The organism is Kitasatospora purpeofusca (assembly GCF_036010405.1).
GTDB lineage: Bacteria > Actinomycetota > Actinomycetes > Streptomycetales > Streptomycetaceae > Kitasatospora > Kitasatospora purpeofusca.
Map to the genome: position 1 here is coordinate 1,497,511 of NZ_CP108561.1, position 21,976 is coordinate 1,519,486.

Here is a 21,976-nt window from a genome sequence, read left to right on the forward strand (position 1 = left end):
AACGCTCACCAGGCACCCCGCGTCCGTCGCGCCGGATCGACCAGCAGGGCCGAGTAGCCGCGCTCCAGCGGGCTGTCGCCCTCGTGCTCGGGACCGCCCGCCTCGGCGAGCGCGTCCGGCGTGCCCTGGAAGACCAGCTTGCCCTCGGCGAACAGCAGCACATCGGTGCAGGCGGCCGCGACGTCCTCGACCAGGTGGGTGGAGACCACCACGCAGGCTTCCGTGCCCAGTTCCTGGAGCAGTTCGCGCAGCCGCAGCCGCTGCGCCGGGTCCAGGCCGACGGTCGGTTCGTCCAGCAGCAGGACCGCCGGGTCGTTGACGATGGCCTGGGCGATGCCCGCCCGCCGCACCATGCCGCCCGACAGGGCCTTCATCCGCTCGTCGGCGCGGTCGGCGAGGCCGACCCGCTCCACGGCGCGCTGGGTCGCGGCCGGGATCTCCGCCGCCGGGACTTCCTTCAGCCAGGCCATGTACTCGACGAACTCCCGGACGGTGAAACGCTTGTAGTAGCCGAACTCCTGCGGCAGGTAGCCGATCCGGCGGCGCAGCGCGCGGTACTCGCCCGGTCCGCGGACGGTCTCGCCGAGCAGTTCCAGCTCGCCGCCGACGGGGCGCAGCACGGTGGCCAGGGCCCGGATCAGGGTGGTCTTGCCCGCCCCGTTGGGGCCGAGCAGTCCGTGGACGCCGGTGCCGAGGGACAGGTCGATCCCGTCGACGGCGAGCCGTTTGCGGCCGGCCCTGACCTGGAGTCCGGTCGCCCGGATCTCCCGGGCGTAGGTGGTGGGGGCCAGTTCGGCCCTGGTGACGGCACGCACGGTGCGCGTCCTCCTGTCTGTAGAGGGGGGAAGGTCAGCGGTCCTGGCCCGGCGCCGTCCAGGCACCCCGGCGGGCGGCCACGACCGCCACGCCGAGCGCGAGGACCGCGCCCCACAGCGGCAGGCCGTCCGCCCGCAGGACGGCGGCGGTCCGGCCGGCGGCCAGGGTCGGCGCCACCACCAGTGCGAGCCAGCCGGCCGCCACCACGACGGCCGCCCTGGTCACCCCGAGCAGCGCGCCGAGCGCGAGGGTGGTCGAGGTGAACGCCAGGCAGGGCAGCAGCCACTGCGCCGCCGTCAGGCCCGTCGCCCACCCGCCGAGCAGCAGCGCGGGAAGCACTACGGCGAGCACGGCGGCGGTGCGCCGCAGCAGCAGGGGCAGTCCGGCGCGCGGGGTGGCGGCGGTCAGCTCGTACGCCGGGTCGAGGCCGCGCGACCAGGCGGCCGCGACGCCGCCGACCGGCAGGACGGGGGCGAGTACCAGCAGCAGGGAGATCCGGTCCGGGTCGGGCCCGGCGTTCGCCCGGTCGAGCAGCAGCGCGAGCGCGGTGACGACGAGCACCATGGCCAGCCAGGGCGTCATCGCGGGCGTCGTCCAGGTGGACAGCCGGGCCGCGAGGCGGCGCGGTGGCGCCGGGGCGACGGCGGCAAGCTGCGGTTCCAGCTCCGACCAGACGGCGGCGGTGAGCGCCGCGACGGCGGGCTGCGCGGTGCCGACGGCGGCCGACAGCCGGTCCCGGCAGGCCGGGCAGGTCTCCAGATGGGCTTCCACGGCCCACAGTTCGTCGGCGGCGAGGGCGTTGCCGCCGGGCGCGCTGCCGCCGGGCTCGCGGTCGTCGGGCTCGCGGTCGTCGACATAGGCGGCCAGCAGCCGGGCCGAGGGGTGTTCGACGGTCATGCCAGTGCCTCCCGCATCGCGATCCTGGCCCGGCGGGCGCGGGTCTTGACCGTGCCCTCGGGCAGTCCGAGGACGACGGCCGTCTCCCGGACGGACAGTCCGTCGAGCACCATGGCCCGCAGGACGTCCCTGAGCTCTGGCGCGAGGCGGCCCAGCGCGTCCCCGACGTCGCCGCCGACGGTGGCGAGCAGCGCCTCCTCCTCGGCGGCGGGCGCCACCGGGTGCGGCGCGGCGGCCGGCGGCGGCTCGGCGTGGTGGGCCCGGCGCCGGAACGCGTCGACCAGGCGGCGGGCCGCGATCGTCCACAGCCAGCCGACGGCCGACCCGCCGACCCCGCCCGACCCGCTCCCGGCGAAGGACCCCGCCGCGCGCCACACCGCGAGATAGGTCTCCTGCATCACCTCGGCGACCATCTGCTCGTCGGCGCAGCGGCGCCGCAGCCGCACCGCCAGCCACGGCGACGTGCGGCGGTACAGCTCCTCGAAGGCGGCCCGGTCCCCCCGGGCCACCTGTCGGAGCAGCTGCTCCTCGTCCTGTTCCTGCGGCGGTGCTGCCGCCCGTACTCGTCTCACACCTGGTAGACGGCCACACGGGACTGCGGGTTTTCCCCGGGGCGTGATCCCGGTCACATCAAGGCTTTGCAGGGAAGCAGCGGCCGGGCATCCGGCTCGGTCTGCGACGACCGGCCTCGTGATCAATCGTCTCCAGGCCGTGCTATTTTTGTGAGCAATCGTTCAACTACGGAGGTCGGGATGGGGCGCAGGCAGCTCTGGGACCAGGACGAGGTGCTGGCCTCGGCCATGCAGCTCTTCCGCCGTCGGGGATACCTCGGCGCCTCGCTGCGGGACATCGAGGAGGCCACCGGACTGCACCCGGGGAGCCTCTACCGGACCTTCCGGAGCAAGGACGGCCTGTTCCACGCCGCCCTGGACGCCTACAACGAGCGGGTGGTGCGGGGCCGGGTCCGGGTCCACCTGCTGGAACCGGCGGATCCCCTGGCCGGCATCCGCTCGTTCTTCACCACGGCGATCGAGACCGGCACCGAGCCCGACCCGGGCTGCCTGCTCACCAACACCGCCGTCGAGTCCTTCGCCCTCCCCCAGCCCGCCGCCGGGGTGCACCACGGCCTGGCGGCGATCGAGGGCGGCTTCGCCGACGCGCTGACCCGCGCCCGGCAGCACGGCGACGCGCCGGCGGACCTCGACATCGGGACCACGGCCGCCCATCTGCTCGCGCTCTACCAGGGCCTGCTGGTGCTCGTCCGGGCCGGCCTGCCCCGCACCACCCTGCACAGCGTCACCGACGGCGCGATGGCGTCGATCGGCTCCCTGAGGGCCCCACGAAAGCAGGACGACCATGAGTGACACCCAGCGGCTCTGGAACGACTACGCCGCCTGCTGGTCGGCCGACCCCGCCGACCGGATCACCGCCCTCGGCGCGGTCGCGGTGGACGAGGTCGCCTACCGCGACCCCGGGACCGAGGTCGGCGACCTGACCGAACTCGCCGCCTACATGGCCGGCTTCGCCGGAGCCTTCCCCGGCCACCGGTTCCGCATCGACGAGGTGCTGGAGCACCACGACCGCTCCCTCGCCCGCTGGACCCAGCTCGACGGGCAGGGCGGGACCGCATCGACCGGCATCAGCACCGCCCGCCACCACGAGGACGGGCGCCTCGCCGACATCACCGGCTTCTTCCTCCCGGCCTGACCGATCGTTTTCGCGGGGCCCGGGAGGTAAGGCCGAGCAAGGCCCGCACACCGCCGGAGCGACCGGCCCGGCCTCGCCCGGTCCCGGCGCCGGTTCGGGCGAAGTCCTCAGCAGGTCGTCGACGCGCACGTGAAGTGCGGTCGCGAGGGTGTCCGTCGCGGTCGTTCACAGACCGGGACGGACACCCTCGTGCTTCCCCCGCAGCTGCCCCACGGCTTCGACCGCCCGGCCGACCGGTCCGGGCCGGAGCCGGGGGGCCGGGCCGGCCCGCGTGGGACCGGCCCGGTCAGGAGACGAGCTTGACGACCGCGTCCGCCGCCGCCTTCCCCGCGGCGGCGAGGACCGCCTTGACCAGGTCGCCGAGGGCTCCGGTCACTCCGGCCGCGAGGGTGTCGGTGGCGTCCAGGCTCGCCTTGAAGGTGCCGTTGAGGATGCCGTCCCACCGGGCCGTGATCTCGGGGTTGTTCCCGACGAACGTGAAGTCGTCGTTGCGGTCCGGCGTACCGAAGGGCAGTCCGGCGACGGTGCCCTCCGTGTGGCCGGAGTGCTGGAACGTGAACACGTGTCCGTCCGGCGTCAGCACGGCGGCGGAGATCGTGTAGTCGATGTTGTCGAAGCCGCTGTCGTGCGCGTGCGTGCTGAACGAGAAGAAGCCGTCCTGCCGCATCACCACGTGCACCGAGCCGCCGATCGCGATGTCGGTCGTGACGTCCTGGTCGAAGTTCTTGCTCGACGTGTCGTACCAGAAGTGGTCCTGGATCGACGCGTCCCCACCGGTGAACCACATCTCCATGCTTCCGGGGACGCGGGAGACCGCGGCGAGCCCGGTGGTGACGGACGCGCTGCCGGCGGGGGCGAGCTCGAAGCCCTGCCAGCTGCTGCCCTCGTACCAGAAACGGTCCTGGACCGAGCCGTTCCCGCCCACGTACCAGAGCTCCATGCTGCCCGGGATCCGCGAGACGGCGGTGACACCGCTGTGGGTGGACGCGCTGCCGGGCGGCGAGAGCTCGAACCGCTGCCAGGTGCTGCCCTCGTACCAGAAGTGGTCCTGGACGGAGCCGTTCCCGCCCACGTACCAGACCTCCATGCTGCCCGGGATCCGCGAGACCGCCGCGATGCCACCGGTCGTCGAAGCACTGCCGGCGGGGGCGAGCTCGAAACCCTGCCAGGTACTGCCCTCGTACCAGAAACGGTCCTGGACGGAGCCGTTCCCGCCCACGTACCAGACCTCCATGCTGCCCGGGATCCGCGAGACCGCCGCGATGCCACCGGTCGTCGAGGCGCTACCGGCGGGGGCGAGCTCGAAACCCTGCCAGGTACTGCCCTCGTACCAGAAACGGTCCTGGACCGAACCGTTCGCCCCGACGAAGAACACCTCCATGCTGCCGGGGACGCGCGAGACGGCGGCGATGCCACCGTTCGCGGACGCGCTGCCGGCGGGCGCGAGCTCGTACCGCCGCCACGGCGACCCCTCGTACCAGTACGCGCCCTGGACCGAGCCGTTGGGGGCGACCCACCAGACCTCCATGCTGCTGTCGATCCGGGAGACCGCGGCCACCCGGCTCGACAGCGAGGCGCTGTCGGCCGACGCCAGCGTGAATTGGTTCCAACTCATCTACGACCCTCCAAGGGCTCGCTTCCGTCACCCGTCGGCCGGGAGGATTCCGGTCCGTGGGCCGCCGGGCCGTCCGAGCCGACCCGGCGTTGCGCGGCGCCGGGCGGGTGTCACCGTCCGTGCGCTCAACGCGTGCCTCCACGGTAGGAATCCGTGCGGACGGTGACATGAGGCGGCGGTCCCGACCGTGTCCCGGGACCACCGCACCATCAGGGTGCGCGTCATGGGAGCACCGGGGCAGTGGGGTTGCCGCGCGAGAAGGCGGCGTCCGCCCGGCGGGGCCGCACTCCGGCCACGGGCGCCGTGGCTCCGGCGTGGGAAGTCGAGGGTTCGAGGGCGCCCACTGCGCGCAGTGGGCGCCCTCGGTTCGGTTCCGGGCGTCGTCAGGAGGTGGAAGCGGGTACTCGGTGGATCGCCTCAGGATTCCCGACGGTCATCACGAGGTCCTGGCCGTCCCGCCAGGTCCTCAGTGAGTCCCCCGCCTTCTTACGGGCTTCGCCCGAGGCCCCCGCACCTTCCACTCTCACCGCCATGGCCTTTTCGGAACATCCCACGGCCACGAATCTCAACGGCGGAAATTGCGCGGACGCCTGGGTGTACTTTCCGGTGAGAACGTTGCCGGGGAATCCCTGATGGCTGTCCGAGTACACGCTTCCGGTCGGGCGCTGCGCGCCGACCGAAATGGGAGCGGTGGCTGCCGCCCCCGTGAGCGGGGCCGCCAGGAACGCGACCTCGCAGATGTCGTTCCTCACCGCGAGAACCACATCGGTTCCCTCCACCTCGGCGATGCCCAGGATCTTGGCGGTGCCCTTGGCCGGGGGTGCGTCGACACTGGCCTGGACGGACGGGGCAACCGGCGCGGCCGCCAGCCCGTCGAGGGCCCACGGGGCGCCCGCTTCGGAGGGTGTCGTCCCGTCGCCGGTACATGCCGTCACCAGTGCCGCGGCGGCCAGGAGGACCGCCGCACCTGCGAGCCGTAGGGGTCGCCCCATGTACCGAATTCCTCTACTTCGACCACGAGTTGTAGCAGTACCCTACTGGGTGCCGCGCGTTGCCGCTGCCGATCCGATGGTCACTGACGGCGCGACTCCAGGGCAAGAAACTGCGCGGAATTCCCGCCCATCGGCCCCTCGACCCGGACGGCCGGGGGCAGAGAAACAGCCTCCCAGGGGGTTCAGTCGTACCGGTTCCACTGGTCATGCATTGTCCCGGCCGCTCGGAGCGGCCGGGACAATGCATGACGGCGAAACGGCGGGCACGCCGACCGTCCGGACGGCGCAGACGTCGACAGACATCCCAGGAAGCCGAGGAGTCAACCCGCCGTCCTCCACCTTGCGATCGCGACCAGTCGGCAGGTGCTCCCGACCACAGGTCGAAGGCCGGCCGGCGGTGCACCACGGTGGCGCGGTGGACAACACCCTGGTGGTGGTCGACCTCCTGCACACCAAGTACCGCCGCAGCATTCGGACAGGCAGCCGAGCGCATCCGCGACGTGAGGGTCACCGGCCGAAGGACGCCCGGGGACCGGTGTTCACTGCGACGCGGCGGAGGCCGAACCCGACGGGTCCGAGGATGTGGCGACCCAGCCCGGGAGGGTGGGCATCACGGCTGCGGCGACCTGGTGCAGGAGCGCGTCGTCGACGGGTTGGCCGTCGGTGCGGAAGATGGCGATGTCGAAGGCCCGGCCGGCCGGGGCTTTGGGGTCCTGCGCGACAACGAGGTTCCGGACCGGGGCGCCCGAACCGGGGCTGGTCCGGTCGTCCGTGTCGGCCTGGGAGGGTGTGGCGCCGGGGAGATCGTGCACGAAGAGGGTCTGTGGGCCGCCACCGGATCCGAGGGTCACCGTGCTGGTGGTGTAGGTCAGGGCGCCATGGCCCAGCACGGTGGTGGGCCGGGGACGGAACTCCGGCATGTCGGCGATGTCCTTGACGGTGGTGGAACTGTCCGTCAGGGAAACGACGCTCGTGCCCAGGCGCACCTGGGCAACGGCGTCGGGGCCGAAGGTGAGCAGCGCCGGACCCGCAGCCCACACCCGGCTCTGCGGCGTACCGAGCAGGGCCGGCAGATCGGGACGGTTGAGGGCGGCGCACAGCACAGCGTATTTGGGCGGATCCGAAGGCCCGGGCACGGCACATGCGGCCGAAGGCTGGTCCTGGTCCTGATCCGTCCGGTCGAGCATCATCCAGGCGCCGAGTCCGATGGCGGCCAGCAGCATCGCACCCACCCTGGCGGCGGGGTTCCTGCTGGACTTGCGTGCTGCCGGCAACGGCACTCCTTTTGGATGCGGCTCGAACGCCGAGGCAGAAGCACGGCATGCCGGGAAGATCATAGGACCCCACGCCACGGAAGTTCGCCCGCATATACATACAGGGACAGCCTCACCGCCCTGCCCGGGGTCGGGGCCTCCGCACACCGACCACGGGTGCCGCGAACCCGGAGTGGGAAGTCGGCTCCGTCGACTTCCCACAGTGAGGCGTGGCCCCCGGGCAGCCCGTCGGACCAGCTGCTCCTCGTCCAGTTCCTGCGGCGGCGCTGCCGCCCGTACGCGTCTCGCACCTGGTGGACGGCCGGGCGGGCGAGGACTCGATGCTTGCCGAGGGGCCGGTCGGCAGCGGATCGGGGTGATCCGCTGCCGACGGATCACCCGGGGTTATTCGGCGGGGGTGCCGTGGAGGAGGAGGGGGAGGTGGGCGCCGCGGGTGAGGGCGTCGAGGGCGTGGGTGGTGCGGCGGTGGTGGTCGGGGTGCATGTTGTCGGCGAGTTGGGCGCGGTGGAGCCAGTGGACGGCCGTGACGGTGTGCGGGGGTCGGTGGCGGGCGACGGTGGATTCCTGGGCGGGGCTGAGGCGTCCGCCCCAGTGGACGAGGTGGAGGGCTTCGGGGAGGAGTCGGGTGGGGGTGTGGTCGGTGGCGAGGATCTTGCGCAGGGGGAGGACGAGGCCGGTCTGGGTGTCGGTGTGGCGGCGGGCGGCGTGGTGGGGGAGTTCGTTGGCTTCTGCGGGTCCGCCGGGCAGGACGAGGCCGGTGGTGCGGGTGGTGCCGATGACGAGGAGGGCGCCGTCGCGGTTGAGGATCAGGGCGTGGTGGTTGTGGCGTCGGCGGGGCGGGGTGGTGAGGAGGGTCGGGAGGTGGTGCAGCACGGTGGGGCTCCTGGGTCAGTCAGTTCTCGGGGTTCTTGGGGGTGAGCCAGGTGAGGCAGGCGGGGAGTCCGGCGGAGATGCCGGTGGCGAGGATGAGGCCGAAGATGAGGAGTTGGGGTCCGAGGGGTCCGTCGTGGATGGGCCAGCAGACGAGGGCTGCGGCGAGGGCGCTGAGGGTGGGGACGGTGACGGCGGCGACGACGAGCCGGAGGGAGCGGTTCACGCCACGTCGGCGACGCGGGGCCGGCTGGGGTGCTGGACGGTGAGGAAGCGGGGCGTGGGGAGGGCCTGGATGCGGTTGGGCTTGGTGGTCCACTCGCAGCCGCCGGCCTCGTGACGGAGGTAGACCAGCCCGGCGAGGGTGTCCATGTACACGGCTTCGAGGGGCTTGCCGGAGGTGTCGAGGTGCGCGAGGTCGCGCACGATCTCGCCGACGGCAGGGGTGTAGATGGGCATGGGGGCTCCACTGGTTGCGCTGTGCGTCTGGATCGCTACGACCCGTATCCATGGTGGAGCGATCGGGGCTACGATCGGAAGGCTTCGCACTGGACACTTCAGCTATGTGGGATTCACTCGCGATAGGCGATCGAACATGCGGCGAACGGAACTTGACCCGACGTCATCTCCCTCGGCGGCCTTCGGAGTCCAACTTCGCAGGTCACGCGAGGCGAAGAGGCTGACCCAGGTCAGCCTTGGGAAGATGATCGGCTACAGCGACACCCTCGTGTCCTCCATCGAAAGAGGGACTCGGAATCCCACTCTTCCTTTCGCAGTGCAGTCCGACAATGCGCTTGATACCGGCGGCACTCTGGAGCTGATGTTCTGGAACATCAGCAACACCGCACTCCTCGAAGGATTCTCGGAATACGCAGATCAGGAGGCCAAGGCCGTCGAGGTTCGACACTTCGAACTCGGCATTGTGCCTGGGCTGCTGCAGACCCAGGAGTATGCGGAAGCGTTCACTTCCGCCGCTGTGCGACGCGGAAAAATCACGCAGGAGCAGGCCGACGAGCGGATCCGGTTCCTGTTGGCCCGACAGAGACTGCTGGGGCGCAAGCAGGCACCCTGGCTCCACTTCGTGCTCGACGAAGGCTGTCTGCGCCGACCGGTGGGCGGGGTCGAGGCCATGCGACGCCAGCTCCGCCACTTGGAGGAGCTGGCGTTGAGGCCCAACATCACCGTCCAGATCGCGCCGTACAGTCTCGCCGAGGAACTGCCGTTCACGATGATGGTCACGCTGCTGACCATGGCGGACCGCTCGGTGCGGGCCTATTCGGAGTGCCAGATGCGTGGGTTCCTCGTTCGACAGAGCGAAACCTCCCGACCCTTGGAAAGGGACTACCATCAGCTCTCAGTGGAAGCGCTGCCGAAAGCCGCCTCTCTGGAGATGATCCGTCAGGCGTGAAAGGAACGTCATGAACGGCCCCGTAGACCTGTCCAACGCCACCTGGTTCAAGTCCTCCCACAGCAACAACGGGGGTTCGTGCGTCGAGGTGGCCCCCGACTTCCCCGGCCTCGTCCCGGTCCGTGATTCCAAGGACCCGGCCGGCCCCGCTCTCCTGTTCCCCTCCGACGCCTGGCGTTCCTTCGTCGCCGGTGTGCAGGCGGGCGAGTTCGGCACGGTCTGACCTGAACCGAACCGACTCCTGGGCCCCGACCGGATTTCCGGTCGGGGCCCAGCTGCTGATGCGCCCTTGCTACCGTGGATTGCATGACTCCTGTGAGCTGGCGCAAGAGTACTTACAGCGATGGTGGGGGCGGGTGCATCGAGGTCGCCGATGGCTACACCAATGTCATGCCCGTTCGCGACTCCAAGGACCCGCAAGGCCCCGCTCTCCTCTTCCCCGCCGACGCCTGGCGGTCCTTCGTCGCCGCCGTCCAAGCAGGCGAGTTCGGCACCGTCTGACTCGACCTCCCACCCGGGACCAACGTGTTGCTAGTGCCGCATCAGGCGACGTTCGCCCTGCTGAGAAACCGACAGAGGTCGGAGCGGTGGGGTTCCGAAGGCCGTAGAGATGGGTTCGGCGTCGGGATCGCTCCGCGGCAAAATGGCCGCCCCCCGATGCCGGAACGTGCCAGGATCCTCGGATGGAGATCCGTCGTGTCACTCAGGTCGAGGCGGTCGACGCCGCTGGACATCTCTTCGACACCGCCCCAGAGCGGGAGGCCACTGAACGGTTCCTGGCGGACGAGCGCCATCACCTCCTGATCGCCTATGTGGACGATGTCCCGGCGGGGATGGTCACCGGTGTCGAGATGACCCATCCGGACAAGGGAACCGAGATGTTCCTTTACGAGCTGGGCGTGGACGAGTCGTTCCGTGAGTGCGGCGTCGGCCGGGCTCTGGTGTCGGCGCTTGCGAACCTGGCACGTGAGCAGGGCTGCTACGGCGTGTGGACGATCACGGACGAGGAGAATGCGGCGGCACTGGCGACGTACCGTCGCGCCGGCGGCGTCCCGGAAACGGGACAGGTGGTACTCACCTGGACATTCGATCAGCTGTAGGCCGACGCTGCGGGTCTCCGTCAAGCCGGCCTGGTAGCTGAACGCGTGCGGCTCGTGACCTACCTACCGCCCTCCGGAAATGATCTCGCTGCCCGACGTGGCCGGGACTACGCTGGCGGCATGCCGATCAGCGTGAATGTGCGGACATACACCGGAGAGACCCTGGCAGCCTGCACCCACCCGGCGATCGGTGACCTGTGTCGACGAGCCGCGACTCTGGCCTTGCCGATGCTCGGTCACGTCGATCCCTATGACGACACCTGGTTCAACAAGTCGCAGATGCGGCTCTTGGTCCCGGAGCTGAGGGCACTGATCGACAGCACTTCAGCGCCCGAGGCCGAGGCCGCAGCAGAAGTGCTTGCCCTGGCCGAGCAGCTTGAACTCAAGCCGCACCGCTACCTCGTCTTCGTTGGCGACTGAAGATCACTTCTCGACCCAGGGCCTATAGCCGCGCTGCGGGGCCGACCAAGGGGCGGAGGGTGGGCGGGACGGCAGCGGACTGTCGCGCCGGGGCCGGGAGGATGCGCCGGAGCGGGGACGGGACGCCGCCCCTGCGGGACCATTCGTGCGGGTAGCCGAGCGACACCTCGTGGAACGGGACGCCGTCCGCGCGCACCGTGCGCGGGATGTGCAGGTGCCCGTACACCACAGCGACGGCGTGGAAGCGGCGGTGCCAGTCGGCCGTGTGCTCGGTGCCGCACCAGAGGGCGAACTCGGGGTGGCGCAGCAGGTAGGTCTGCTCCCGCCGCAGCGGGAAGTGGTTGACCAGCACGGTCGGCAGTGCCGGATCCAGGGCGGCCAGGCGGCGTTCGGTGACGGCCAGCCGGGCCTGGCACCAGCTCTCCCGGTCCGGGAACGGGTCTGCGTGGAGCAGGAGTTCGTCCGTGCAGACGACCCCGGCCGCGTGCGCGGCGGCGAGTGCGGCGTCCTTGGTGGTGGTGCCGCGCGGGCGGAAGGTGTAGTCGTAGAGGAGGAAGAGCGGGGCGACGGCGACCGGGCCGTCCGGTCCCGGCCACAGCGCGTACGGGTCCTCGGGGGTCAACACACCCAGGCCCCGGCAGAGTTCGACGAGCGCGCGGTAGCGGGCGTCGCCGCGCAGCCGGACCGGGTCGTCCGGGAGGGTCCAGAGTTCGTGGTTGCCGGGCGCCCAGATCACCCGGGCGAAGCGGGAAGCAAGCAGTTCCAGGGCCCCGGCGATCTCGTCGAAGCGTTCGGCGACGTCGCCGGCCACGATCAGCCAGTCCTCGTCGGTGGCCGGGCGCAGCGCCTCCAGGACGGCGCGGTTGCCGGCGTGGCCGACGTGCAGGTCGGCGACCGCGAGCAGGTTCGGCGCGCTCATCGCGCGGCCCCGACCGGCGCGGTGGCGGCGAGCAGTTGACGGGTGTAGGGGTCGGCGGGCTCCGCGAAGAGCCGGTCCACGGTGGCGGTCTCGACGAGCCGGCCGTCCTTCATCACCGCGACCCGGTCGGCGAGGTGCTGGACCACGCCGAGGTCGTGCGAGATGAACAGCAGGGCGAGGCCCAGCTCGCGGCGCAGGTCGGCGAGCAGGTCGAGGATCTGCGCCTGCACGGACAGGTCGAGCGCGGAGACCGGTTCGTCGCAGACCAGCAGGGCGGGCGCCGGGGCCAGCGCGCGGGCGATGGCGACGCGTTGGCGCTGGCCGCCGGAGAGTTCGGTCGGGCGGCGGGCCAGCAGGGCGGCGGGCAGGCCGACCTGGTCGAGCAGTTCGGTGACCCGGTGACGCCGTGGCTCGCCGCGCGGGACCCCGGTGCGGGCGACCGCCTCGGCGACCAGGCGTTCGACGGTGAAGCGCGGGTCGAAGGAGCCGAGCGGGTCCTGCTGGACGGCCTGGATGCGCAGCCGGTCGGCCCGTCGGTGCCGTTCGGTGAGCGCGCTCCAGGGGCGGCCGTCGAGCTGGACGGTGCCGGTGTCGGGGCGTTCCAGGCCGAGCACGATCCGGGCGGTGGTGGTCTTGCCGGACCCGGACTCGCCGACCAGGCCGAGCGTCTCGCCCGCGTGGAGCCGGAAGGAGACGTCCCGGACGACGGGGCGGCCGGCGAAGGAGCGGCCGATCCGGTCGACGTCGAGGAGGGGGGTGCGGTCGGCGCCGTCAACCACAGTCGGGGCCGGATCGGGCTCGCGGACGGAGAGCACCGAGGCACCGACCGCCGTCGGGTGCCAGCACCGCGAGCCGAGCGCGTCGACCGGCGGGAGGGTGCTGCGGCAGGTGTCGTCGGCGGCGGCGCAGCGGGCCGCGTAGGGGCAGCCGCCGGGGGCGGCGGCGGGGCGTCCGGCCGGTTCGGGGGCGAGCCTGGTGCCCCGGGTGCGGGCGCCGGGGACGGCGGCGAGCAGGGCGCGGGTGTAGGGGTGGCGCGGTTCGGCGAGCAGGCGTTCGGCGGGGCCGGTCTCGACGATCCGGCCGCCGAACATCACCGCCACCCGGTCGGCGAGGCGGCCGACCACCGACAGGTCGTGGCTGATCAGCAGCAGGGCGGTGCCCCGGCCGCGGAGTTCGTCGAGCAGGTCGAGGACCTGGGCCTGGACGGTGACGTCCAGGGCGGTGGTCGGCTCGTCGGCGATCAGCAGGTCCGGTTCGGCGGCGAGGGCGGAGGCGATCAGGGCGCGCTGGCGCAGGCCGCCGGAGAGCTGGTGGGCGTACTGGGCCGCGCGGCGTTCCGGTTCGGGGACGCCGGTCCGTTCGAGCAGGGAGCGGACCCGGGCGGGGAGTTCGGCGCGGGTGGCGAGGCCGTGGACGCGCAGCGGTTCGGCGATCTCGGCGCCGACGGTGCGCAGCGGGTCGAGCGAGACCAGGGCGTCCTGGAGGACCAGGCCGATCCGCCGTCCGCGCACCTGCCGCCACTGGGCCTCGGTGAGGGTTGCGAGGTCGAGGCCGTCGAAGGCGAGCCGGCGGGCGGAGACGGCGGCGGGGACGCGGCCGCCGGCGCCGGTGAGGCCGACCAGGGTGCGGGCGGTGACGCTCTTGCCGGAGCCGGACTCGCCGACCACGGCCAGGCACTCGCCCCGGTCGAGGGTGAAGGAGACGTCCTGGACGGCGTGCACCGGGCCGAAGCTCACGTCGAGGCCCTCGACGGTGAGCAGGGGCGGGGAGGACTCCGGGGTGCCGGGGGCGGCGGGGTGCGTCATGCGTCGGTCCTCCGGGTGAAGCGGGCCTGGGCGCGGCGGCCGAGGACGTTGACGACCAGGGCCGTCGCGGTGATCGCGGCGCCCGGGAAGACGCCGACCCACCAGGCGGTGGAGAGGAAGCGCCGCCCCTGGGAGAGCATCGCGCCCCACTCGGGGCTGGGCGGCTGCGGGCCGAGGCCGAGGAAGCTGAGCCCGGCGGCGGCGATCAGCGCGGTGCCGAAGCCGACGGTGGCGAGCACCAGCATCGGGCCGACGGCGTTCGGCAGCACGTGCCGGACGATCAGCAGCGGGCGCGGCAGGCCGAGTCCGACCGCCGCCTCCACGTATCCCGAGCGGCGGACGACCAGGGTCTCGGCGCGCACGATCCGGGCGTAGCCGGGCACGAAGGCGATCGCGATGGCGAGCATCACGTTGAGCGAGCCGGTGCCGAGCACGGTCACCGCCAGCAGGGCGAGCAGGATCGGCGGCAGCGAGAGCAGGATGTCGGCGAGGCGCATCAGGACCTGGTCCGCCCAGCGGCCGCCGAGCGCGGCGGCGAGGCCGAGCAGGGTGCCGCCGGTGATGGCGAAGACGGTGGCGCCGAGGCCGAGCAGCAGGGACGGCCGGGCGCCGTGCAGCACGCGGGCGAACAGGTCGCGGCCCAGTTGGTCGGTGCCGAACCAGTGCGCGGCGCCGGGCGGGGTGAGTGCCTCGACCGGGTGGGTCTCGATGGGCGAGGCGGAGGTGAGCAGGCCGGGGGCGAGCGCGGCGAGCAGCAGCAGGGCGAGCGCGGCCAGGGCGAGGAGGAGGGCGAGCGGGGGCCGCCGACGGGCGGGCGCGACCGGGGCCGGGGCTTCCGGCGCCTTGAGGAGCACGGCGTCGGGCGCGGCGTCGGGACCGGGGGCTGAGTCAACAGTGGTATGGGCCATGGCGGTTCAGTCGGTCCTCAGCCGTGGGTCGATGACGAGGTAGAGCAGGTCGACGAGGGCGGAGATCACCACGAAGACCAGCGCGGAGAGCAGTACCAGTCCGATCACGAGCGGCAGGTCCTTGTTGGTGGTCGCCTGGAGCGTCAGCGCGCCGATGCCGGGCCGGCCGAACACCGACTCGACCAGCACGGCCCCGCCGAGCAGCGATCCGGTGAGCCAGCCGGTGAGGGTGACCACCGGCACGGCCGCGTGCCGCAGCGCGTGCCGCAGCACCACGGCGGCCGAACCCACGCCCCGGGAACGGGCGGTGAGCACGAACGGCTGCCCGAGCGCCGTCTCCAGTCCCTCGCGCAGCACCTGTGCGAGCATCCCGGCGACGGGCAGGGCCAGCGTCACGGCGGGCAGTACCAGCGCGACGAGGCCGTCGTCCCCGGCGACCGGGAAGATCCGCAGCTGGAAGGAGAACGCGGTGAGCAGCAGGATCCCGATCCAGTACGAGGGGCTGGAGACGGAGAGCAGTTCGGCGAAGGAGCTGAGCGCGCGCAGGGCGGGCCGGCGGCCGGCCGTGCCGACCGCCGCGAGCAGGGCGAGCAGGACGGCCAGGCCGAGTGCGGCGGCGCCGAGTTGGACGGTCGGGCCGAGCTGGTCGCCGATCAGGTCGACGACCGGGCGCTGCAACTGGTAGGACTCGCCCAGGTCGCCGGTGACCAGGTGGCCCAGGTAGGTGAGGTACTGCACGGGTACCGGCCGGTCCAGGCCGTACTGCTCCTGGATGGCCGCCTTGACCTCGGGGGTGGCGGCGGTGCCGGGGCCGAGCATCACGGTCACCGGGTCCCCGGGGACGAGTTGGAGCGCCGCGAAGGCGACGGTGGCGGCGCCGAGCAGGACGGCTGCCGCGCCGAGCAGCCGCCGCGCGGCGGCCCGCAGCAGGCGCGGGGCGCTGCTGCGGGCCGGCGCCGGCGTGTCCGCCGGCTCCGCGAACCCGGTGGTTCCGGTGCTCACTTGGCGAGCCAGGCGCCGTGGAAGGCGAGCCAGGTGTTGGGGTCGGCGGTCAGGCCGCGGACCTTGGCCGCGGTGCCGACCACCGCGGTGCGGACGTACAGCGGGACGATCAGCCCGAGCTCGATCGCGCGCTGCTGCGTCTTGGTGTAGACGTCCTGGCGGACGGCCTTGTCGAACGTGCCCTTGCCCTTGGTGGTCCACTCGTCGAGCTGGGCGTCCTCGTAGAAGGTGGCGTTCTGGCCGCCGGTGGACGGCTTGCTGGCGCTGTTGAAGTAGAGCCGCAGCACGTCCGGGTCGAAGCGGGCCCAGCTGTAGTCGGCGATGTGCTCCTTGCCGCCGTAGACGTTGGCGATGTAGGTGCCGATGTCCTGCCGGGGGCGGGTGACCTCGACTCCGATCTTCTTCAGGTCGGCCTGGATCGCCTGGCCGAGGGTCTCGCGCTGCTCGCGCACGTACTCGGCGGGCGGCAGCGGCCACTCCAGCGAGAGCCGCTTGCCGTCCTTGGTGCGGTAGCCCTCGCCGTCACGGGCCGTCCAGCCGGCCTCGTCGAGCGCCTTCTCGGCCGCGGCCCTGTCGTACGGCCAGGACTTCTCCAGCGACTTGTCGTAGTACGGGGTGCTCGGCGCGATCGGGCTCCAGGCCCGCTTGTAGACGCCGAAGTAGACGGACTGGATGTCGGTGTCGAGGTCGATGCCGCGCTGCACGGCCTTGCGGACCTTCGGGTCGTCCAGCGGCGCCTTGGTGGTGTTGAGCACCAGCGCGTAGTTGGCGCCGGGCGCGTCGGTGGCGATGGTGCGCAGCTTCGGGTCGCCCTGGACGGTGCGCACGTCGGCCGGCGGGATCGGCTCGGCGACCTGCACCTGTCCGCTGCTGAGCGCGCCGACCCGGACCGAGTCCTCGGTGAGGAAGCGGATGGTGAGCTTCTCCAGGTAGGCCGGGCCCTGGTGGTTGGCGCTCGGCGGCGCCCAGTTGTAGTCGGGGTTGCGGGTGAAGACGGCGCTCTGGCCCTTGGTGTAGCCGGTGAACACGAACGGGCCGGTGCCGACGCCGGCCGGGCCGCCCGCGCCGAGCTTGGAGCCGTTCTCCTTGATGGCCTTCGGCGAGTAGAAGCCGAGGTAGGCGGTGCTGGCGGCCTGGAGGAAGGGCGCGAACGGCTCGGAGAAGTTCACCTTGACCGTGTGCGCGTCGACCACCTCGGTGCCCGTGTAGGGGCCGAGCAGGCTGGCCGCGTACTGGGACTTGGTCTCCTTGGCGACGATCCGGTCGAAGTTGGCCTTGACCGCCTCGGCGTCGAACACCGTGCCGTCGGTGAACTTGACGTCCTCGCGCAGGTGGAAGGTGTAGCTCCTGAGGTCGGGCGCGATCTCCCAGGACTTGGCCAGCCAGGGCTGGAACTCGCCCTTGTCGTCCTGGTGGACGAGGGAGTCGAAGACGTTGCGCTGGATGGCGCCGGTGATGTCCTGCTGGCTGACGTGGATGTCGAAGGAGATCGGCTCGACGTCGGTGGCGTAGGTCAGCGCGCCGCCCTGGACCGGCTTCTCGTCGATTCCGGCGGCGCCGGCCGTCGCGGCCGCACCGTCGCCGGAGCCGGTGCCGGAGCTGCAGCCCGCCAGGAGCAGCGCCCCGGCGGTGAGGGCGGCGAGCAGCGGAAGGGGCCGGGGCCCGGTGATGGCCATGCTGGTGACTCCGTCGCGGTACGAGGGGTGGTGGGAGGAATACCGGGACGCTATCGACGGGCCGACGGCGGCGAACCCCTACCGAACCCCTAGCGCACCCTTAGGCCCTCTCGTCCGGACCACACCCGGCGGTCGCCCCCCCGGGGGCCGCACGGCGGGTGCGCGCGGCCCCGGGGATGCGGCCCTGCTCGGCTCCGGTCACAGGTTGACGGCGGCCGCGGTGTCGTGGAGTTCCCGTGCGTCCATCTCGGCGACGCGGGTGGCGAAGAACCAGGAGTGGCCGAAGGGGTCCTCCAGTTCGGTCTGGAGGTCGCCGTGGAACTGCATCTCGACCGGGCGGACGACGCGCGCGCCCGCGGCCGCGGCCCGTTCGGCGAGGGCTTCGACGTCCGGGACGAAGACCATCAGGTTGACCGGGGTTCCGCCGATCGTCCGCGGGCTGCGGAAGCCGTACTCCGGGTACTCGTCGCGCAGCATGAAGACGGCGCCGCCGATCCGGAACTCGGCGTGGGCGATCCTGTCGCCCTGGCGCGGGATCTCGATCAGGACGTCCGCGCCGAATGCGTTCTTGTAGAAGTCGATCGCCGCCCTGGCGTCGTGGACGTTGAGGTACGGGACGCCGCCCTTGTACTCGTCGGGCACCGGGTTTGCCATGGTCTTTCCTTTCGCCGTTGCTGTGCTTCAATCCTCGGCGGCCGGTCCACCTGCAACAACGACGGAATCAGAAAGGATCGTTAACCCTGGAGTTAATGATCGGGGTCGGCCGGGCGCGTCGACGGCCGTTCCGGTCACCGACCGGGTTCCACCCGGAGGAGGTCGGTGAACGCACGGACGCGGGTGGTCAGGGCGGCGGCACTCCAGACCGGTCCGTACGCGATCGGAGGGAGGTCGGCGATCGGGATGTACACGATGTCGGGGCGGCTGTGGTGCCGGACGGCCTGGCTGCCCACGATCGCCATGCCGGCGCCAGCGCCGACCAGGGTCAGCAGTTCCTGGCGCGAGGTGAGCGTGTGCGTCCGCTGGACGGGTCGTCCGGTCGGGGTCGCCGGCGGCACGAGGGCGTCGAGCAGGTACGCGGGCGCGTCCGCGGGCACGAGGACGGTGTCCCTGGCGAGGTCCTCCACGGTCACGTGGTCCTTGCCGGCGAACGGGTGCCCGGCGGACACGGCCAGCATGCGTTCGTCGCGCAGGAGCGCCGGTCCGGCGGCGAGGTCGGGCTCGTCCACCGGGAACTCGGTGATCTGAAGGTCGAGCTCCCCGGCCCGCAGGGCGCCGAAGGCGTCGGACAGGTGCACCTCGCGGATGCGGACCTCGCACTCGGGGTGGTGGGTGCGGAACACCGCGGCGGCGGCCATCACGGCCTCGCCGACCAGCGGGCTGGAGAATCCGACCCGCAGGACGCCGGTGAAGCCCCGCCCGGCGGCGACCGCCTTGGCGATGCCTTCCTGGATGCGCCGGTGGCCGGCCCGGACGTCGTCGCGCAGCGCGCTGCCGACGGGAGTGAGCTCGACGTGCCGACTGGTCCGCCGGAACAGCACCACCCCGAACCGGCGCTCCAACTGCTTGACGGTCTGGCTGACCCGGGCGCCGCTCACCCCCAGCCGCTCGGCCGTGCGTCCGAAGTGCAGTTCCTCGGCCAGGGTCAGGAAGATCTCGATGTCGCGCCGTTCCATGGTCCGTAGGCTAGTGGCAGTGCTTTACCGGGTGGTGTCAGGGCTGCCGTCGGTCGGCGGTCCGCGGAGGGGCGAACAGAGTGGCACTGGCGAAGAAGAGTTCCCGCCGGATCGTGGTCGACGGCGTCGAGTACCGCTGGCGGGTGCGAAGGAACGACCGGTGCTGCGAGTACCACCTCGGCACCCTGGGGTACGTGGTGGAGGAGGCGGCCCGTCCCGGGACGGTGCTCGTCGTGGAGACCGGCCGACCGGCCGTCATGGAACCGGGCACGGTGCCGGCCGAGCTCGTCCTGCCGCGCGAGGTCGCCGCGGGTGTCCGGGCAGCGCGGTCGAGCGGCTGGACGCCCGGCTCCGACGGCCCGCCGTTCAAGCTGCGCCTTTCCGCAGCCTGACCGGGGCCGTAGGGCGGGCGGGGGCCAAGAAATGGCTTGCCGTGCCGGCGACTGTCTGTCACCGTTCGGCCTGGATCGGCAGTTGATCATCGACGGTCGGTCGATGTCGGCATGCCGGCGGCCTCCTGGGGATCCACCGAGGAGGCCGAAGTAGAGGTACGACGGGAATCGGTGCCATGGGGAACAGTTACGAGGACGAGTGTCGCCGGTCGTTGGCCGAGGAGCAGGCGAGGAGCCTGGCCGGGACCAACGACTGGGAGCATGTGGACAGGGCTCGGGTCCACCAGGACTGGGACGTCCTGTACCGGGAGATCACGGTCTTCCTGAACGACGGCGCCCTGCCCGGGGACCAGGAGATCCAGGAACTCGTCCGCAGGCACTTCGACATCGTCTGCCGGTTCTACATCCCCTCCAGGGAGGCCTACGTCGGCATGTCGCTCTTCTACGCCGAGGACGAGGCCATGAGGGCGTTCCACGACTCCTACCACCCCGGGATGGTGGAGTTCCTGGGTGCCGCGATCAAGGTGTTCGCCGATCAGGGGACCGGGTTCGCCCCCGGGACGGGATCCGGGGCTCCGGCGACGTCGGGCGGCACCGGCCGCTGACATGCGTCGGCGGGTGCGCCCGGACCGTCGTCCGGGCGCACCCGCCGGGTGGTGGTGCCGGGGGGTCAGTCGCGGTGGTGGCGCTGGCGCGGGTAGCGGGGGACGGAGCGGCGGTGGGCGATCCGCCAGCCGTCCGGGGTGCGGGTGTAGACGTCGACGTAGTCGCCGTTGTGGACGCTTCCGTCCGGCAGGATCGCCAGGTAGCGGCTGCGGCCGCGGAACGTGCCGTCCTCGTCGACGGTGAAGACCGAGTCCAGGGTCTGGTGGTCCGGGTGCTCCGGGCCCAGGTCGCGAGCGAACACCCGGATCTTCTCCAGACCGGTGAACACCGCGCCGGTGCGGGTCAGTTCGATCACCCCGTCCTCGGCGAACACCTCGGCCAGCGCCGGCGCGTCGGCGTTGTCGAAGGCGTGCGAGAAACGGGCGAGCAGCTGGCGCAGCTCCTCGGCGTCGGCCGGGGTCGGACCGGTCGTCATGGGCGGGCTCCTGAGGGTTGTGGTGGTGCGACAGGTGGATGAGTGGGTGGTCAGTGGGACGGGGCCGGGCCCGGCCGAAGGGGAGAAGGAAGCGGCCGGGCCCGGGTCGGGAGTGGACGTCAGACGATGGCCGGGGCCAGCTGCTGGACGATGCCCAGGCGGTCCGGGAGCACGTTGTAGCGGACGACCTTGTTGTCCCGCACCGTCAACCAGCTGATGCTGTGGCCCACGAAGGAACGGCCGGTGGCCGGCACACCGAAGATCGGTCCGACGTGGGTGCCCTCGATCCGCCAGAACGCGATCACCCGGTCCCCCTCGGCCACCAGGTCCTCCACGGTGGCCTTCACGTCGCGGACGTTCTGCCACAGCCAGCGCAGGTGCTCCTCGAAGTCCGCGCGGGTGCCGCTGCCGCCCGGGCCGACCCGGGTCTCGTCGGCGGCGTCCTCGGCGACCAGCTCCTCCAGCAGCTCGACCCGCTGGCCGGTGACCAGCTCGTGGTAGTACCGCTCGACCAGGGCCTTGTTCGCCTCGATGCTCATGGCTTCTCGCTCTCTTCGGTAGACGGAAAATCGGGGTGGAACGGAAATCGGTGGTCCGTGCGTGCGTGCAGGCGTGCAGGCGTACGGGTGGTTCAGCGGGACGGGGCCGCCGGCGGCGGGAGCAGGATGCCGCCGTTGGCGCTCAGCCCGCCGTCGACCGGGACGGTGACCCCGGTGACGTAGGAGGCCGCCGGGGAGGCCAGGAACCAGACCACCTCGGCCTGCTCGCGCGCCTCGGCCCAGCGCTGGGCCGGGATCCGGCGGGTGATGAAGGCCGAGAACTCCGGGTCGGCGACCTGCCCGGCCGTCAGACCGGTGACGGTGCCGCCGGGCGCGATCGCGTTGATCCGGATGTTCTGCGCCGCGTAGTCGATGGCCGTGGCGCGGACCAGGTTGATCACCGCCGCCTTGGTCGCGTTGTACGCCCAGGTCCCCGGGTCGCCGCGCAGTCCGGAGACGGAGGAGGTGGCGACGATCGCCCCGCCGCCGACCTCCCGCAGCGCCGGTACGGCGGCCCGGATCCCGAGCACCACGCTGCGCACGTTCACCTGGAACAGCCGGTCGAAGCGGTCGATCGCGCCCGGCGCCTCCAGCGGCCCGCCGCCGCCCGTGCCGGCGTTCAGGACCGCCGCGTCCAGCCGCCCCCACCGCTCCTGGGCGAGGGCGACCGCGCGGAGGTTGGTCTCCTCCGACGACACGTCACCGGCCAGGGTCACGACGCCGTCGATACCGGCGAGCGCGTCCAGGCCCGCCTTGTCGACGTCCACGGCGACCACGCGGTGGCCCCGCTCGGCGAACAGCCGCGTCGTCGCCTCGCCGATGCCCGACGCCGCGCCGGTGACCAGTACTACGGGGTGGGTCATGCCTGTGTCCTTCCTCAGG

General features: G+C 72.1%; 28 protein-coding genes. 9 read left to right on the forward strand and 19 right to left on the reverse strand.

What is annotated here, in order from left to right; all coding sequences use genetic code 11:
• Positions 1 to 5 precede the first annotated feature (5 nt).
• From OG715_RS06520 to OG715_RS06530, 3 genes are read right to left on the reverse strand one after another with little or no spacing between them, the layout of a single operon-like run.
• Complete coding sequence (locus OG715_RS06520) at positions 6 to 815, reverse strand: ATP-binding cassette domain-containing protein (protein WP_266276534.1); 810 nt, start codon at positions 813 to 815, stop codon at positions 6 to 8.
• A gap of 34 nt (positions 816 to 849) precedes the next feature.
• On the reverse strand, positions 850 to 1,713 hold the full coding sequence (locus OG715_RS06525) for a zf-HC2 domain-containing protein (protein WP_266276532.1): 864 nt from the start codon (positions 1,711 to 1,713) through the stop codon (positions 850 to 852).
• On the reverse strand, positions 1,710 to 2,222 hold the full coding sequence (locus tag OG715_RS06530) for an RNA polymerase sigma factor (protein ID WP_266277421.1): 513 nt from the start codon (positions 2,220 to 2,222) through the stop codon (positions 1,710 to 1,712). The genes OG715_RS06525 and OG715_RS06530 overlap by 4 nt, the downstream gene beginning before the upstream one ends.
• 243 nt (positions 2,223 to 2,465) lie before the next feature.
• Between OG715_RS06530 and OG715_RS06535 the strand changes: the two genes are divergently transcribed.
• On the forward strand, positions 2,466 to 3,077 hold the full coding sequence (locus OG715_RS06535; protein ID WP_266276530.1) for a TetR/AcrR family transcriptional regulator: 612 nt from the start codon (positions 2,466 to 2,468) through the stop codon (positions 3,075 to 3,077).
• Positions 3,070 to 3,420 (forward strand): nuclear transport factor 2 family protein, encoded by a 351-nt coding sequence (locus OG715_RS06540; RefSeq protein WP_266276528.1) that lies wholly within the window; start codon positions 3,070 to 3,072, stop codon positions 3,418 to 3,420. The genes OG715_RS06535 and OG715_RS06540 overlap by 8 nt, the downstream gene beginning before the upstream one ends.
• Before the next feature lie 286 nt (positions 3,421 to 3,706).
• Here the strand turns inward: OG715_RS06540 and OG715_RS06545 are convergent, their stop codons facing one another.
• The 6 genes from OG715_RS06545 to OG715_RS06570 all read right to left on the reverse strand — a co-directional run bounded on the left by OG715_RS06545 (position 3,707) and on the right by OG715_RS06570 (position 8,630).
• Complete coding sequence (locus tag OG715_RS06545; RefSeq protein ID WP_266276526.1) at positions 3,707 to 5,035, reverse strand: hypothetical protein; 1,329 nt, start codon at positions 5,033 to 5,035, stop codon at positions 3,707 to 3,709.
• Between the two features lie 383 nt (positions 5,036 to 5,418).
• On the reverse strand, positions 5,419 to 6,027 hold the full coding sequence (locus tag OG715_RS06550) for a hypothetical protein (protein ID WP_266276524.1): 609 nt from the start codon (positions 6,025 to 6,027) through the stop codon (positions 5,419 to 5,421).
• 539 nt (positions 6,028 to 6,566) lie between these two features.
• On the reverse strand, positions 6,567 to 7,301 hold the full coding sequence (locus OG715_RS06555; protein ID WP_327064125.1) for a DUF6215 domain-containing protein: 735 nt from the start codon (positions 7,299 to 7,301) through the stop codon (positions 6,567 to 6,569).
• Between the two features lie 384 nt (positions 7,302 to 7,685).
• Positions 7,686 to 8,174, reverse strand: a complete 489-nt coding sequence (locus OG715_RS06560; protein WP_266276522.1) for an NUDIX domain-containing protein — start codon at positions 8,172 to 8,174, stop codon at positions 7,686 to 7,688.
• A gap of 19 nt (positions 8,175 to 8,193) precedes the next feature.
• Positions 8,194 to 8,397 carry a hypothetical protein gene (locus OG715_RS06565; protein ID WP_266276521.1) on the reverse strand — a complete coding sequence of 68 codons (204 nt, stop codon included), beginning with the start codon at positions 8,395 to 8,397 and terminating at the stop codon, positions 8,194 to 8,196.
• The gene (locus OG715_RS06570) at positions 8,394 to 8,630 is read right to left on the reverse strand and encodes a hypothetical protein (protein WP_266276518.1); all 237 of its coding nucleotides are present in this window, start codon (positions 8,628 to 8,630) and stop codon (positions 8,394 to 8,396) included. The genes OG715_RS06565 and OG715_RS06570 overlap by 4 nt, the downstream gene beginning before the upstream one ends.
• A 136-nt stretch (positions 8,631 to 8,766) precedes the next feature.
• On the opposite strand from OG715_RS06570, the gene OG715_RS06575 reads away from it, so the two are divergent.
• The 5 genes from OG715_RS06575 to OG715_RS06595 all read left to right on the forward strand — a co-directional run bounded on the left by OG715_RS06575 (position 8,767) and on the right by OG715_RS06595 (position 11,099).
• Positions 8,767 to 9,579, forward strand: coding sequence for a helix-turn-helix domain-containing protein (locus tag OG715_RS06575; protein WP_266276516.1), 813 nt, complete (start codon positions 8,767 to 8,769; stop codon positions 9,577 to 9,579).
• Positions 9,580 to 9,589: 10 nt separating this feature from the next.
• Positions 9,590 to 9,802 carry a DUF397 domain-containing protein gene (locus OG715_RS06580; RefSeq protein ID WP_266276514.1) on the forward strand — a complete coding sequence of 71 codons (213 nt, stop codon included), beginning with the start codon at positions 9,590 to 9,592 and terminating at the stop codon, positions 9,800 to 9,802.
• An 83-nt stretch (positions 9,803 to 9,885) separates the two neighbouring features.
• Complete coding sequence (locus tag OG715_RS06585) at positions 9,886 to 10,080, forward strand: DUF397 domain-containing protein (RefSeq protein WP_266276512.1); 195 nt, start codon at positions 9,886 to 9,888, stop codon at positions 10,078 to 10,080.
• Positions 10,081 to 10,262: 182 nt separating this feature from the next.
• The gene (locus OG715_RS06590) at positions 10,263 to 10,679 is read left to right on the forward strand and encodes a GNAT family N-acetyltransferase (protein WP_266276511.1); all 417 of its coding nucleotides are present in this window, start codon (positions 10,263 to 10,265) and stop codon (positions 10,677 to 10,679) included.
• A 120-nt stretch (positions 10,680 to 10,799) separates the two neighbouring features.
• Entirely contained in the window at positions 10,800 to 11,099 is a 300-nt protein-coding gene (locus OG715_RS06595; protein WP_266276510.1) for a hypothetical protein, read from the forward strand.
• Positions 11,100 to 11,121: 22 nt separating this feature from the next.
• Here the strand turns inward: OG715_RS06595 and OG715_RS06600 are convergent, their stop codons facing one another.
• From OG715_RS06600 to OG715_RS06630, 7 genes are all read right to left on the reverse strand, one after another.
• Positions 11,122 to 12,018: a metallophosphoesterase family protein gene (locus OG715_RS06600; protein WP_266276509.1), complete on the reverse strand. Its 897-nt coding sequence runs from the start codon at positions 12,016 to 12,018 to the stop codon at positions 11,122 to 11,124.
• The gene (locus OG715_RS06605; protein WP_266276507.1) at positions 12,015 to 13,823 is read right to left on the reverse strand and encodes a dipeptide ABC transporter ATP-binding protein; all 1,809 of its coding nucleotides are present in this window, start codon (positions 13,821 to 13,823) and stop codon (positions 12,015 to 12,017) included. The genes OG715_RS06600 and OG715_RS06605 overlap by 4 nt, the downstream gene beginning before the upstream one ends.
• On the reverse strand, positions 13,820 to 14,731 hold the full coding sequence (locus OG715_RS06610; protein ID WP_266276505.1) for an ABC transporter permease: 912 nt from the start codon (positions 14,729 to 14,731) through the stop codon (positions 13,820 to 13,822). Before OG715_RS06610 ends, OG715_RS06605 begins: the two co-directional genes overlap by 4 nt.
• A gap of 6 nt (positions 14,732 to 14,737) precedes the next feature.
• Positions 14,738 to 15,733, reverse strand: coding sequence for an ABC transporter permease (locus OG715_RS06615; RefSeq protein ID WP_266276503.1), 996 nt, complete (start codon positions 15,731 to 15,733; stop codon positions 14,738 to 14,740).
• Positions 15,730 to 17,409, reverse strand: coding sequence for an ABC transporter substrate-binding protein (locus OG715_RS06620; RefSeq protein WP_266276502.1), 1,680 nt, complete (start codon positions 17,407 to 17,409; stop codon positions 15,730 to 15,732). The genes OG715_RS06615 and OG715_RS06620 overlap by 4 nt, the downstream gene beginning before the upstream one ends.
• A 198-nt stretch (positions 17,410 to 17,607) precedes the next feature.
• Positions 17,608 to 18,063 carry a VOC family protein gene (locus OG715_RS06625; RefSeq protein ID WP_266276501.1) on the reverse strand — a complete coding sequence of 152 codons (456 nt, stop codon included), beginning with the start codon at positions 18,061 to 18,063 and terminating at the stop codon, positions 17,608 to 17,610.
• 134 nt (positions 18,064 to 18,197) lie between these two features.
• Positions 18,198 to 19,082, reverse strand: coding sequence for a LysR family transcriptional regulator (locus OG715_RS06630; protein ID WP_266276499.1), 885 nt, complete (start codon positions 19,080 to 19,082; stop codon positions 18,198 to 18,200).
• Positions 19,083 to 19,162: 80 nt separating this feature from the next.
• On the opposite strand from OG715_RS06630, the gene OG715_RS06635 reads away from it, so the two are divergent.
• Together OG715_RS06635 and OG715_RS06640 are read left to right on the forward strand one after the other, a co-directional pair.
• Positions 19,163 to 19,474, forward strand: coding sequence for a hypothetical protein (locus OG715_RS06635; protein WP_266276497.1), 312 nt, complete (start codon positions 19,163 to 19,165; stop codon positions 19,472 to 19,474).
• 176 nt (positions 19,475 to 19,650) lie between these two features.
• Positions 19,651 to 20,079 carry a TipAS antibiotic-recognition domain-containing protein gene (locus OG715_RS06640; RefSeq protein WP_266276495.1) on the forward strand — a complete coding sequence of 143 codons (429 nt, stop codon included), beginning with the start codon at positions 19,651 to 19,653 and terminating at the stop codon, positions 20,077 to 20,079.
• A gap of 65 nt (positions 20,080 to 20,144) precedes the next feature.
• Here OG715_RS06640 and OG715_RS06645 read toward each other — a convergent pair whose 3' ends face one another.
• From OG715_RS06645 to OG715_RS06655, 3 genes are all read right to left on the reverse strand, one after another.
• On the reverse strand, positions 20,145 to 20,555 hold the full coding sequence (locus OG715_RS06645; protein WP_266276493.1) for a nuclear transport factor 2 family protein: 411 nt from the start codon (positions 20,553 to 20,555) through the stop codon (positions 20,145 to 20,147).
• Between the two features lie 119 nt (positions 20,556 to 20,674).
• The gene (locus OG715_RS06650; RefSeq protein WP_030398551.1) at positions 20,675 to 21,094 is read right to left on the reverse strand and encodes an ester cyclase; all 420 of its coding nucleotides are present in this window, start codon (positions 21,092 to 21,094) and stop codon (positions 20,675 to 20,677) included.
• Between the two features lie 92 nt (positions 21,095 to 21,186).
• Positions 21,187 to 21,957, reverse strand: a complete 771-nt coding sequence (locus OG715_RS06655; RefSeq protein ID WP_266276491.1) for an SDR family NAD(P)-dependent oxidoreductase — start codon at positions 21,955 to 21,957, stop codon at positions 21,187 to 21,189.
• Positions 21,958 to 21,976: the final 19 nt, after the last annotated feature.